The sequence below is a fragment of the Pseudoxanthomonas putridarboris genome, from assembly GCF_038321125.1.
GTDB classification, from domain to species: Bacteria; Pseudomonadota; Gammaproteobacteria; order Xanthomonadales; family Xanthomonadaceae; genus Pseudoxanthomonas_A; species Pseudoxanthomonas_A putridarboris.
Map to the genome: position 1 here is coordinate 664191 of NZ_JBBWWT010000001.1, position 13131 is coordinate 677321.

At 67.1% G+C, this 13131-nt stretch carries 7 protein-coding genes; 1 reads left to right on the forward strand and 6 read right to left on the reverse strand.

Features of this window, described 5'->3' with window-relative positions:
• Positions 1 to 31: 31 nt before the first annotated feature.
• From AAD027_RS02920 to AAD027_RS02935, 4 genes are all read right to left on the reverse strand, one after another.
• Complete coding sequence (locus AAD027_RS02920; RefSeq protein ID WP_341724500.1) at positions 32 to 1615, reverse strand: tryptophan halogenase family protein; 1584 nt, start codon at positions 1613 to 1615, stop codon at positions 32 to 34.
• Positions 1616 to 1726: 111 nt separating this feature from the next.
• Positions 1727 to 2749, reverse strand: a complete 1023-nt coding sequence (locus AAD027_RS02925) for a cupin-like domain-containing protein (RefSeq protein WP_341724501.1) — start codon at positions 2747 to 2749, stop codon at positions 1727 to 1729.
• Positions 2750 to 2756: 7 nt separating this feature from the next.
• On the reverse strand, positions 2757 to 3515 hold the full coding sequence (locus tag AAD027_RS02930) for a SapC family protein (protein WP_341724502.1): 759 nt from the start codon (positions 3513 to 3515) through the stop codon (positions 2757 to 2759).
• Positions 3516 to 3618: 103 nt separating this feature from the next.
• The gene (locus AAD027_RS02935) at positions 3619 to 6786 is read right to left on the reverse strand and encodes a TonB-dependent receptor (protein ID WP_341724503.1); all 3168 of its coding nucleotides are present in this window, start codon (positions 6784 to 6786) and stop codon (positions 3619 to 3621) included.
• 670 nt (positions 6787 to 7456) lie between these two features.
• Between AAD027_RS02935 and AAD027_RS02940 the strand changes: the two genes are divergently transcribed.
• A complete protein-coding gene (locus AAD027_RS02940) occupies positions 7457 to 8527 on the forward strand; it encodes a LacI family DNA-binding transcriptional regulator (protein ID WP_341724504.1) in 1071 nt (356 codons plus the stop codon).
• Positions 8528 to 8582: 55 nt separating this feature from the next.
• Here the strand turns inward: AAD027_RS02940 and AAD027_RS02945 are convergent, their stop codons facing one another.
• Positions 8583 to 9995 (reverse strand): FAD/NAD(P)-binding protein, encoded by a 1413-nt coding sequence (locus AAD027_RS02945; RefSeq protein ID WP_341724505.1) that lies wholly within the window; start codon positions 9993 to 9995, stop codon positions 8583 to 8585.
• A gap of 332 nt (positions 9996 to 10327) precedes the next feature.
• Entirely contained in the window at positions 10328 to 12961 is a 2634-nt protein-coding gene (locus AAD027_RS02950; protein WP_341724506.1) for a TonB-dependent receptor plug domain-containing protein, read from the reverse strand.
• Positions 12962 to 13131: the final 170 nt, after the last annotated feature.

Consider the following 13131-nt stretch of genomic DNA (forward strand, 5'->3'; position numbering starts at 1 on the left):
TTGTGGCCTGTCCCAATAGCGTCAACAGGCCCTAGGCCTCCATCGCCGGCTTCCTGGCTTCCCATACTTCGGGCGCGGCCTTGCAGTAGCGGTCGAGGAATTCCTGGTGCGAGGGCATGGCCTCCACCGCGCGGTCGATCGGCTGCCGGATCGCATCGAACAGGCGGCGCAGGTCCGGATCGGACAGCGCACGGCCGAGCAGGTGGTGCTGTTTCGGCACCACGCCCTGGCCCAGCATCACGTGGGTCCACGAATCCAGCCGGAACAGTTCGTCCTCGCCCTGCCAGGCGTAGGCACGGTCGCGGAACAGCCGGATGCGTTGCGCCAACCCGTCCGGCAGCTTCATCTCGCGACAGTCGCGCCACAGCGGCTCGTCGCGCTGGTTGAGGTGGTAATGCATGATGATGAAGTCGCGCACGTGCTCCATCTCGGCGCGGCTGACATCGTTGTAGCGCTCGACCAGCGAGTCGTCGATGCCGGCATGGGGGAACAGATGGATCAGCCGCGCCACCGAGCTGAGGGCCAAGTGGATGCTGGTCGACTCCAGCGGCTCGATGAAGCCGCTGGCCAGGCCCAGCGAGACCACGTTCTTGTTCCAGGCCTTGAGCCGGCGGCCGGTGCGGAACGGCACCAGCCAGGGATCGCGGATGGCCGGCGCGCCGGCGTCCCGCCGCAGCTTGGCCGCCGCCTCGTCGTCGGACATGTGCCGGCCGGAGAAGACCAGCCCGCAGCCCACCCGATGCTGCAACGGGATATGCCACCGCCAGCCGGCCTCGTGCGCGATGGCGCGCGTGTAGGGCACCGCCGGGCCGACCGATTCGGTCTGCAGCGCCACCGCGCGGTCGCAGGGCAGCCACTGGTTCCAGTCCTCGTAGCCGGTCCTGAGCGTCTGCTCGATCAACAGTCCGCGGAAACCGCTGCAGTCGATGAACAGGTCGCCCTCCACGATGCGGCCGTCCTCCATCACCAGCGCCTGGACGAAGCCGTTCTCCGGATCCTGCCGCACTTCGCGGATCTTGCCCTCGATGCGGGTAAGCCCGCGCCCTTCCGACTTGCGCCGCAGGTAGGCGGCGTACAGGGCCGCGTCGAAGTGGTAGGCGTAGTTGACGTCCGGCCGCCCGGGCGCGTTGGGATTGCGCGTCCAGCGCACGGACCATTGCGGGACGCCGCCCTCGGCCTGCTCGAACAGGGCGAAGCGGTCCACCCGCGAGGCCACCGTTTCCAGGCAGTAGTCGCCCAGCTCCGACTTCATGCCGCGGCGCAGGCTGTCCAGCCAGAAATGGTGGAACTCGCACGACCAAGTGCCCGCACCGGTGTAGCCGAACGGATGGAAGTAGCGATCGCCCTGGTGCTTCCAGTTCTCGAAGGAGATCGACAGTTTGAAGCTGCCGGCCACCGAGCTGAGGAACTCGCGCTCGTCGATCTGCAGCAGGCGGTGGAAGGTGCGGATCGTCGGAATCGTCGATTCGCCCACGCCCACGGTGCCGATCTGCTCCGACTCGACCAGGACGATGTCCAGCAACTCGCGGAACTGGTGCGTCAGCGCGCACGCGGCGGCCCAGCCCGCGGTGCCGCCGCCGGCGATCACGACCCTGCGTATCCTGCCTTCGTCCATGACCTGTCCTCTTTCGTTTGTCTGTTTGATTCGGGATTGGGGATTGAGGATTCGGAAGGCGAGGAGCCGCGGTGCTTCAGCTTTCACGAATCCCCAATCCCGAATCCCCAATCACCGATTGAGCTTGTCGATCAGCATCGCCCGCAGCTGCCGCGCCAGGATTTCATCGACCGGGCCGAGCATGTTGCGCGCCGCTTCCGGAAGATGCTCGCCGGCGCGATCCGCAGGGCCGAACACGTAGTAGTCGAAGACTTCGCGCCAGGCCCGTTTCTCCCGCTCCGGCCGGTCGCGGATCGTCCACAGCGCGTGGTAGAGCGCATGCATCGGCGTCGGGATGTACGCCGGCATGCTGCTCCACCAGTAGTTGACCAGCACGTTGAACGCATCCAGTCCCTGCACGTGGTGCCACCACATGCTGGGGATGAAGATCGCATCGCCCGGTTCGAGCACGGCGCTCTGCCCGACCGCCAGCGCTTCGCGGAAGCGCGGGTAACGCGCGAAGTCGGGATGGTCGAAATCCACCACGCTGACCGCCTGCCCGCCGGGTGTCGGTTCCAGCGGTCCCGGATACAGGTTGCCGATCTGGTCCGGGGGAAACACGGTGAAGCGGCGCCGGCCCACGGTGCAGCAGGCGATGTTGTTCGGCGCATCGTAGTGGCACGACGCGGTCACCCGGTTGCCGATCCAGATGCTCGGCGGCGCCTGCACGCCATGGGCATCGAAGTCCAGGTCGTTGTCCGCGCGGAAACCCGGCAGGCTGGCATCCACCAGCAGCGAGGCGACGTAGTACGTGGGTGGATGCGGATCGTCCAGGTGCGCGGCGATCCCGTCCAGTACCTGGTCCAGGCCGCTGCGCCGGACTTCGCAGTTCAGGCCGGTGAAGCCGTCGTCGTAGAAGGGCCGTCCGGCGACTTCCGGACCGCCGTACGAGTACTGCACCGGCCGGCCGTTGTAGCGGCCGCGCAGGTAGTCCATCGCCGGGCGGTGTCCTCCCAGGCCCGCCCGCACCAGTCCCCAGTCGCGCGCCAGTCCCTTGAGCAGCGCGGGCCGGCCGGCCGCGATCAACGCGTCGAGCGGCAGCGCGTCGGGCCGGCAACCTTCCAGTACGCGGACGCTGGCGGCCAGCTCGACCATGGCCCGTTCAGGCAGCGCGCCCGGATGGCATGGCGGCCTCTTCGCGCAACCGGCGCTGCTTCTCGGCGATCAGCCGGCGCATGTTGTGCAGCGAGGCCAGCACCAGGTAGACGCCTTCCAGATAGCCCGCCTGGTGCAGGCGGTGCAGCGAGGCGGCATCCAGCGCCGCCAGCCGTTCGCGGTCGATCCCGTACAGGCCGGTCAGGTTGACGCCGTGCTCGTTGTCGAACCGCACGTCCAGCCCGACCGGCTGGATCAGTTCCAGCGCGTCGAGCGCGGCGAACATGGCCTTGCCGCCCTCGACGCCGTCGTTGATGCCGCGCAGCACGGTGATGATGTGCTGCAGGTAGGGGCTGTGCCCGCCCTGCGGCAGGAACACCGGCTCGCCCTCGCCGGTGGCGACGCGCGCATGCTCCAGGTCGACGTGGATCACCGGCTCGCGGCGCAGTTCGCCATCGACCTGCTGCTCCTGGAAGCCGATCAGGAACGGACCGCGGGCGATCACGCCCGGCAGGTAGCTGGCGTTCCAGCGTTCGCCCTGGAGGAAAAGGTTCTCGTCGCGATCGAAACCCAGCAATGCGACCGAGTGGAATCCATCGCTGTCGCCGTCCTTGCGGAAGAAGATCGGATACTCCCGCTGGAGTTCGGCGTACTCGGTCGGGAACGCCGGCACCATGCCGATCGCGTCCCCGAATTCCCGGCCGAAGCGGGTGACGACGCGCAGATCCTTGTGCGTCACGTTGTTGAGCAGTTCGTATCGGGCCATCGGGCTCTGCGTCGATTCTGTTCGTGTCGGACGTTATGCACCTTCGACGCGCGGAAAGAAAGGGGGCCGCTGCTCGCGCAGCGGCCCCTTCGCGGTAGCTGTCTCAGAACTTGTAGCGCAGGCCCAGCGTGTAGCGCGGGCTCTGGTCCACCAGGCGGACGATCTGCTTGGCGTCGCGTGCGTGCCAGCGCACGTCCTCGCCGGTCAGGTTGATCGCCTCGATGCCGACCGACAAGCGGTCGCTGAACGCGTAGCTCACGCTCAGGTCGATCTGGTCGTAGGCCTCGACGTAGAACGGATTCCTGCTGCCGCCCTGGTTGGCCAGGATCAGATAGTCGTCGCGCCAGTTCCATGCCAGGCGCGCCGACCAGCCGTACTTCTCGTACATCAGCATCAGGTTGGCGGTGTCGCTCAGGCCCAGCAGCGCGAACTGGTCCACGCTGGGATCGCCCGCGTTGTTGAAGCCCACGTCGCCATTGACGACGGTGTAGTTGGCGTACACGCCGAAGCCGGTATCGCCGAAGAAGTACTGGCCGCCGATCTCCCAGCCGTGCAGCTTGGCGGAGTTCTGGTTGATCGGGCGGTTGACGTTGAACATGTACAGCGGATCGTCCGCCTCTCCATACAGATCGTAGGCGTTCTCCATCGCCAGCACCTGCGCACCGCTGCCGTTGTAGGCCGCCAGGCCGCCGGTCGCGGCCGCGTTGCGGTACATGGCCAGGGCGGTGAACAGGGCGGTGTCGTTGGCCGCGCACGCCGCACCGACGTCGTTGCCGGCCGCGCTCACCTGCGCGGTGCATTGCGCGCTCTGCAGGAAGGCCAGCGCCGCCTGGGCGTCCGGGCCCGAGGTCGGATCGGTCAGGCCGTACAGGTTCTCCTGGACCACCGAGTTGCCGATGAAGTTGTCCACGCGCTTGTTCCAGTACGTCACCGAGATATAGCTGGCGTCGGCGAAGTACCACTCCAGGGCCAGGTCGAGGTTCTTGGACTCGATCGGATCCAGCGTCGGGGTATTGGCGTTGCCCGTGGCGCGGCCGGCTTCGCTGATCAGCACCGAACCGTTGGGCTGGTTCGGTCCCGGACCCGCGTACAGATTGCCGTACGGCGCGCGCGCGATGGTCTGGCTGAACGAAGCGCGGCCCTTCAGGTCGTCGAGCAGGTCGATGCTGAAGTCCAGGTTGGGCAGCAGGTAGCTGTAGCTGTGCTTCTCGGAGAACGGCTGCACCTCGCTGGAACGGACGATGCGGAAGTCGTTGTTGGCCTGCCACTCGATCGACTGGGGAACGGCAACGGCCGACGTCGACACCAGGTCGGTCGTCTCGTAGCGCACACCGATGCGGGTGTGCGTGGCCATGCCGCCCAGCTGGCCGTCCAGTTCCACCTGCACATAGACGGAGTCGGTCTTCTCCTCGATGCGGTTGTCCGCGGCCAGCACCGGGTCCACGCTCATGCTCGCGCCGTACGCGTCCACGGCCCACAGGCCCAGCGCGCTGGTGTTGCCGCGCCACGCGCCACGCGGCGCCCCCGCGGTGCCGAAGTCGTCGAACAGGCCGATGATGCTGGTCGCGGTCAGCAGCGGGTACATGCCCGGCTCGTTGCCGGTGTTGGCCGCGCTCCAGTCGCCCAGCGTGCTGTAGTTCTCGGTCGCCTGCTTGCGGTTCATCGTGACCTTCGAGGAATCGACGCCGAACTGGAAGCGGCCGTTGTCGAAGTCCAGGATGCCGTCGATGCGGCCCTGCCTGATCTCGGTTTCCTGCCTCACCGAGTTGACGCGCAGGACCTGGGCGCCGATCTGTTCGACCGGGAAGTCCGGGTTCAGCACGCCGTTGGCGCCGGCGGCGGCATCGGTCATCGACGGATACCAGGTACGCGCCGCGATCGGCAATCCGCTGTTGAAGAACATTTCCTGCGACCAGGCGCCACCGCAGTACGGGCCGTTGGTGCAGTTGTTGGTGCCGGCGATGCTGAAGTAGGTCGCGCTGCCGCCGGTGACGGGATCGTTCGGCGTGCTCTCCGACTTGGTGTTGTGTCCGTCGAACACCAGGCGGAAGCGGTCGGTGACCTGCCAGTCGGCATTGAACCCGAACGAGTCCAGCGTGTACTTCTGCATGTTGCGCTGCTGCTCGTAGCCGAAATCCTTGGTCTCGACGATCTCGCGCAGGTACACCGGCGTGGCCACCTCGTTGCCGTCGAACTCCAGGTGGGTGTAACTGCCCTGCTGCAGCCACTGGGTCTGCTCCCCGCGGTCTTCCTTGATCTCGTTTCGCGAGTAGGTGTAGTCCAGGGTCAGGGTCAGCGCGTCGGTCGGAGCGAACTGCAGCACGGCCTGGCCGTTGGTGCGCTCGCGCTCGAAGTCGGCGAAGGCGTAGCGCAGATCGTTCGGCAACGCATAGAGCTGGCCGATCTGCGGCGCGTTGACGATGGTGCCATCCGGGCGCAGGACGCCCGCCGGGCCGTTCCAGCGCTGGATGTTCCAGTTGTTCTCGGTGGCCTGCACCGAACCGCCATGGCGCTTCTGGTAGCTGGCGCTCAGGCCGATGCCCCAGGTCTTGTCGGGGTTGGCGTAGCTGAAGATGCCTGAGACTTCAGGGGTGATGCTGCTGCCGAACACCTGCGAATCGTCGGACACCGCCTTGACGCCCGCGCTGGCCACCACCTCGCCGCCGTTGTGGTTGAACGGACGGTCGGTCAGGATGTTGATGGTGGCACCGATGCCGCCGCTGGGTACGCTGGCCTGCCCGGTCTTGTAGACCTCCAGGCCGCTGATCGCCTCGGAAGCCAGCTGGGCGAAGTTGAACGCGCGCGTACCCGCTTCGACACCGCCGATGGGCACTTGGCCGGCCGCGCCGAACGCGTCCGCGCCCGGGATCTGGCGGCCGTTGAGGGTGATCAGGTTGAACTGCGGGCCGAAGCCGCGCGCGGTGACCTGCGCGCCCTCGCCGTCGCGGCGTTCGATCGAGATGCCGGTGATGCGCGACAGCGATTCGGCCAGGTTGGTGTCGGGGAACTTGCCGATGTCCTCGGCGCTGACGGCGTCGACCACGCCCGCCGAGTCGCGCTTGATGTTCATCGCCTGGTTGAGGCTGCTGCGTATGCCGGTGACGACGACCGTATCCAGCGTGGTCGCATCGCCCGTGGTCTGCTGCTGCGCCTCCTGCGCCGACGACTCGGACGCCGGAGCCTCCTGGGCGAACGCGGGATTGACGACCAGCATGCCCCCCACGAAGGTGAACATGGCCCTCGACTTGAATCTCGCCAACTTGCTGCTCATCGGCATGCCCTCTGGTCTGGAGTTGGACGACCGACGGCATCATTCCCGGCATGCGGCACGGCGCGGCCAGCCGTCCGGCTGCCGGAAACCGTGATCGCCAGGGTCGTCGTCGGTACGTGGAATCGGAACCTGCACTCTTTCATGCGCCCTCCCCTCATCACTTCGATAGATGGATGTATCGCCCCCCCCAGGGCACCCGCGGGCCATAGCGCAGCCCGCTCTTTTTTCCAGACCGGGCGTTGAGCCCGTTGCAGCCATGCCGGTTGTTCAGGCCTTTCCCGGCGAATCCAAACCCGATGCGACGACGCTTCCAGCGGAATTCCCAAGCGACTGCCCGTCAGTGGGCGGCCGAATGTGGTAGCGCTACCATTTGGTGGGCGCAGACTAATCATGCCCGCCTGCGTTTGTCACCGTGCAGCGCAGCAAATATCCTTGCCATACGCCGGGGGAAAGCATCGGGCGGAGTCCGCAGCGCGGCATCTCCATCGCCATATGCGGGCTGCCTAACGCGCCCGATCGCCGCATCGTCCTGTTAGCGTTACCACCCGAAGGACGTAACGCTGGATACTGTTGCGCAATCGGGGGACTGCATTCGCCGCTGCGGCGTAGCCTGCACGTTGCCACAATCGCACCTGCAAAACGGTGGAGGGGACGCACGTTGGAGAAACCTATGAAGTCTGTCCGCCGGAAGGGACGCGCCGTCACGATCGACGAGGTGGCTTCGCATGCGGGCGTGTCGCCGATGACGGTCTCGCGCGTGGTCAATGGCCACGGCGGAGTGCGCGACGCGACCCGTGAACGCGTCATGCACACGGTGCGCGAACTCGGCTACAGGCCCAACCTGGCGGCCAGCTCGCTGGCCGCGGCCCAGCACACCTGCATCGCGCTGATCTACACCAATCCCAGCTCGTCCTATCTGCGCGAACTGCTGGTCGGTGCGTTGAGCGGCTCCGCGCGCACCTCCGCGCAGTTGGTCATCGCCACCTGGGACACCCTGGATGCCGACGCCCGGCGCAATGCCGCGCGCCTGCTGGCCAAGAGCGTGGCCGGCGTCATCCTGCCACCACCGCTGTGCGAATCGAAGTCGGTGGTCATGGAGTTCGTCGGCGCCGGCGTTCCCGTGGTGTCCATCGCCTCGGGGCGCTTCAGCAACGACATTTCCTGCGTGCGCATCGACGATTTCTTCGCCAGCAAGGAGATCACCGCGCACCTGATCGCCCATGGCCATACGCGCATCGGCTACATCAAGGGCAATCCCAACCAGACCGCCAGCGCGCACCGCTTCGAGGGCTTCAAGGCGGCGCTGGACGAAGCCGGCATAGCGCTGGACGAAACGCTGGTCCAGCAGGGGTACTACACGTACCGGTCAGGCCTGGATGCGACCGAGAAGCTGCTCTCGCTCGGCCATCGGCCGACCGCCATCTTCGCCAGCAACGACGACATGGCCGCCGCCGTGGTGTCGGTCGCCCACCGGCGCGGCATGGATGTGCCGCACGACCTGTCGGTGGTGGGCTTCGACGACACGTCCGCCGCGACCATGGTCTGGCCCGAACTCACCACCATCCACCAGCCCATCGCCTCGATGGCCGACACCGCCATCGACATCCTGTTGCGCACGATCCGCCGCAAGGACGCGAACGCCCGCGTCATCGTCAACCATGTCGTGCCGCATCAACTCGTCGCGCGCGATTCCGTGGCGCCGCTGAAGCCATCCAGGCGCGGAACCGCCGCAAGGAAATGACCTTGCACGGCGCCCGCCGCCGCGACGCGCGACGGCAGGGCCGGTAACAGGCCGCTCAGAAACTCCTCGACAGCACCAGCTCGCGTTCCAGGCTGCGGGATTGGCCGCGGCTGTTGGCCGCGGCCAGGCTTTCCGACTGCAGTCCCTGCGCGAGCGCCTTGGCCGCGGTCCGCAGTTCGGGGACGGCCGTGATCTCCCAGAGGTGCCCGCGAAGAAGGGGCCCGAGACAGTACAGGCCGGGGACGCGATCGCCATGGTGATCGAGCACCTCGAAATCGTCCGCCACGTTCACGCCCAACCCCTGTTCGTCCGCGCTGATCAGGCCCGCCTCGCGCAGATGGGACGCGAGCGGGTGCGTGGTGCGAAGCACGTCGGTATCCAGGCCGGTCGCGCGGACCACGTAGTCGTACTGTTCGACCTGGATCTGATCCTTGCCGCGCTCGCGGATCAGCACCTCCGCGCTGTTCGCGCGCAGTCCGGCCCTGAGCAGGCGGGCGGCGCGCACCTTGAGCCGTCCCGACGCCTGCAGGCCGTCCAGCAGGCCGGCGATTTCCGGGGCGACACGATGGCGGGCGACTTCCCAGTAGGAACGGACGTGGCGCAGGAAGCGGGCGCGTTCCGGCGTCGGCAATCCGCGCCAGAACGCCTGCGTGTGCGGCCGCAGCGCGTCGACCGCGCCACGCCAGTCCGGCACGACGTGGGACAACGAGCGGATGGCGGCGACCAGTTGGCGGACATCGTGCTTGCGGAGCGCCTGCTGGACGCTGGGCGGCAGTTCGATCGGCGCGCCCGGCGTGGCCGGGTGGGATTGCGGCAACAACCCGTGCCGCGAGATGGCGACGATTTCCCCGCGGTGATTCCGGTTCGCCAGGCTGGCCACCACGTCCGCCATGGTCAGTCCGGTGCCGACGACCAGCACGCGCGCGCCCGGATCGATCTGGTCCAGGGCATCGTCCTGCCACGGCCAGGCGATGTAGCGGGGATTGCGGGCCAATCGCGGCCCGATGCCGGTCAGCCGTTGCGGCGGCAGGGCGCCCAGCGCAAGCACGACCCGGTCGCTGGCGAAGTAGCTGCCGTCGTCCAGGTGCACGCGGAAGCCGTCGCCGATGCGGTTGATGGCGATGGCCTCCTGGCGCAGCAGGCTCAGGTTGTTGGCCCGGTCCTTGGCTTTCTGCAGGCGGTCCGCCAGGTATTCGCCGTAGGCCAGGCGGGGCAGGAAGCCTTCCCGCCCCTGTCGCCCCAGGTTCAGCCATTCGGCGAACTCCTCCGGATTGTCCGGATCCGCGCCCAGTTGCCTGGCGCGCACGTTCAGCACGTGCTCCGGCCGCGTTTCCCCGTAGGCCACGCCGCGCGCGAAGGTTTCTTCGACGCCGACCAGGCAGACTTCCGTGGTTTCGTCGCTGTCCGATGCCAGCAATGTCGCCAGGGTGCCGCCAGTGAACCCCGCGCCGATGATCGTGATCCGCATCGCCCGTCTCCCGTTAAGGCCGAGTGACTTTCTAGCAATCGGCCCGCGCGGAAGTGTGATGAAAAGGTTATCGCCGCCGACTTTTTTCGCCGTTCCCGGCGACGATGGCGCGAATGCATTGGCCTGCAATGCTTGCCGGTGCCGACCGCGGTTGATAACCCATCGTCATCTGCTTATGACCGGACATCACCAGGCCTGGCAAACGGCTTGCGGATGCGTGACGTCCCGACATGCATGGACGGCACGAACGCGAATGGCCGCACCGGCTGCCGCCGGGAGAGACGGCGGGACAGTCGGTGCGGCACGCTCACTCGCAGGCGGAGGATGCGCTGCTAGAAACGGTAGTCGAAGCCCACCGTCACGTAACGGCCACGCAGGTCGTACTGGGTGATGTCGTAGGGCACGCGGATGCCGGCAAAGCCCGCGGGATCGTAGGGTGGTTCCTCGTCCAGCACGTTCTCCACCTTCGCGTACAGGTTCCATCCCTCGAAGCCCGCGTAACCGAAGTACAGGTCGAACTGGTTGCCGGCCTTCACCCGCGCGGGGATCGCCGCGCCGGTCACCGAGCGCTGGTCGTAGCCGCCGGTGTAGAACCAGGTCACGCTGGTGCTGAAGTCCTTCACGTCCCAACCTAACGTCGTGGTGGCCTTGTTGCGCGGCAGCGACGGTCCCAGGTTGCTGCCTGCGTAGTCCACCAGCGGGCCGCCGATGGTGGCCGGACGGCGATAGTCGCGTACGTGCGTGTAGACGGAGGAGAGCGTGAAATCGCCCGCCGCCTCCGTGCGCAGGCGCTGGCGGAACTCCACGTCGAAGCCGGATGTCTTCAGCTCGCTCAGGTTCTGGTAGCGGTTGCGGATGGCCACCAGCTTGCCGTCCTCGTCGCGGATCACTTCACTGGGATCGTTGCGGTTGACGATGGCCGTGGTGTTGTTGGTGCCGATCAGGTTGTCCAGTTCGATCCTGTAGTAGTCCACGCTCAGGCTGGTATCGGCCCACGGCGACAGCACGATGCCCACGTTGTAGCTGTGCGTGCGCTCCGGGTCCAGGTCGCTGTTGCCCACGGTGAAGAACGTGGGCCGCTGGGTGGAATTGGGCAGGTCCGGATCGTAGGGATCGACCACCGCGCCATAGGAGATGTTGGTGCTGTCGGCGTTCTCCGACAGCGACGGCGCGCGGAACCCGCGCGAGGCGGCGGCGCGCACCAGCAGCGCGTCGAACGGCTGCCAGCGCAGGCTGGCCTTGGGCGAGAAGGCGTTGCCGAAGTCGCTGTAGTGGTCGCCGCGCCCGGCCAGCTGCAGTTCCAGCGTGGAGGCCAGCGGCACGTTGAACTCCGCATACAGCGCCGACACCTTGCGCTCGCCGTCCACCGCCGCGATGGCCGGGCGGATCTGCAGGCCGGCGTCGATCTGCCACGGATTGCGCGACTCCAGTTTCTCCTGCCGCCACTCCGCGCCGGCGGCGAAGCCGACGCTGCCGGCCGGCAGGTCGAACAACTGGCCCGATACCTTGGCATCGATGCCGTTGAGTTCCGATTCGGCCGGACGCACGGTACGCAGGTTGATCGCATCGAGCACCGATTGCGGCGTGGCCGCCGGATCGTGCAGGTTGTAGCTGCCGTCGGCCAGCGCGTCGGCCAGCGCGTAGCGGTTGGCGAAGCCGGCGGTGACGGTTTCGCGTTCGCGGCTGCGCGAGGTGAACACCGCGCTTTCCCAGTCCCAGCGGTCGGTGCGGCCGCGCACGCCGCCCAGCACGCGGTAGAAGCGCGAGCGGCTGATCTTGTCGGACCGGCCCAGGTTGAAGAAGGTGTATTCGATGGGCGTATCCACGCCGTACGGGTTGTACGGATTGGCCGCCGGCAGGATCGCCGGCACCGGCTCGGCCAGGCCGGTGTCGGGGTTCAGCGCGAAGCGCCCGCCTTCCAGGGTGAAGTACGGACTGGACCCGAAGATGGAGTCGCCGCGGATCTGGCTGTAGATGGCTTCGGCGAACGCCTCCGTGCGATCACTGATCCTGAAGGTGCCGTTGACGTAGGCCTGGTAGCGTTCGGTCCCCGGGATCAGCGTGGTGTACGGCGCCAGGTTGAAGGCGCAGGTGTCGCCGGCGCGGCCGTCGATCGGCGCGCTGGCGGTCAGCACGGTGCCGGCCGGGCAGTTGCCGTTCGCATCCAGCAACGGCACGGAAGCGCCGGTGCCGGTCAGGAAGCGCGCGCCCTTGGCCGACCAGCCGTTCCAGGTGCCGCCGGGCTTGTCCGAATAGATGCCCGACTTGGTCAGGTCGCGTTCGTCCTGGTTCAACCGGTCGCGCTGGAAGTACTCGAAGCTGTACAGCACGTTGAAACGGTCGGCCTCCAGGTCGCCGACGCCGCCGACCAGCTTGAAGCGGTTCTGGTCCAGCCCGCCCTCGGTGGAGGTGCCGGTGCTGCCGCCGATCTCCAGCCCTTCGAAGTTCTGGCGGGTGATGATGTTGACCACGCCGGCCACGGCATCGGAGCCGTATACCGCCGAGGCGCCGTCCTTCAGCACTTCGATGCGTTCCACCGCCACCAGCGGCAGCGCGTTGAGGTTGACGAAAGTGTCGGACAAACCGCCCTGCGGGAAGCCGTTGTTGGCCAGCCGGCGCCCGTTGAGCAGCACCAGGGTGTTCTTCTGCGACAGCCCGCGCAGGCCGATGCCCGCCGAACCGGCCGCCCAGCCATTGTTGTAGGTCTCGTTGTAGGCGTTGCCGGTGTTGGCGGAGATGGAGCGCAGCACGTCGGCGACGGTCTGCTTGCCGGACCGCTCCAGTTGCTGGCGATCGATGACCTGGACCGGATTGGGTCCTTCGCTGTCGCTGCGCTTGATGTTGGAGCCGGTGACCACGACGGTGGCCAGGGTCTTGCCTTCGGAATCGGGGGCGGTCTGTGCCGCGGCGAAAGAGGAAACGAGCGCCAGCGCGATGGCCAGCGCGAGGGGTGAAGCGGTCTGCATCTACGACGTCCGGAATTCGATCAGCGGGCGGCACAGTAGGCCACAGCGCGTCCGTTTCGCTTAATGACCGCTGTTCATACGCACATGCCAAAACGGTGTTGCATCGCCCGGCCTGTTCGTGCGCAGCGAGACCCTCTCATCGCTCGCCTTCAGCGCGATGGATGCGCGGG

Coding starts and splice junctions, on each gene's coding strand:
- AAD027_RS02920 (WP_341724500.1), bottom strand. CDS start 1,615: ATGGACGAAGGCAGGATACGCAGGGTCGTGATCGCCGGCGGCGGCACC.
- AAD027_RS02925 (WP_341724501.1), bottom strand. CDS start 2,749: ATGGTCGAGCTGGCCGCCAGCGTCCGCGTACTGGAAGGTTGCCGGCCC.
- AAD027_RS02930 (WP_341724502.1), bottom strand. CDS start 3,515: ATGGCCCGATACGAACTGCTCAACAACGTGACGCACAAGGATCTGCGC.
- AAD027_RS02935 (WP_341724503.1), bottom strand. CDS start 6,786: ATGAGCAGCAAGTTGGCGAGATTCAAGTCGAGGGCCATGTTCACCTTC.
- AAD027_RS02940 (WP_341724504.1), top strand. CDS start 7,457: ATGAAGTCTGTCCGCCGGAAGGGACGCGCCGTCACGATCGACGAGGTG.
- AAD027_RS02945 (WP_341724505.1), bottom strand. CDS start 9,995: ATGCGGATCACGATCATCGGCGCGGGGTTCACTGGCGGCACCCTGGCG.
- AAD027_RS02950 (WP_341724506.1), bottom strand. CDS start 12,961: ATGCAGACCGCTTCACCCCTCGCGCTGGCCATCGCGCTGGCGCTCGTT.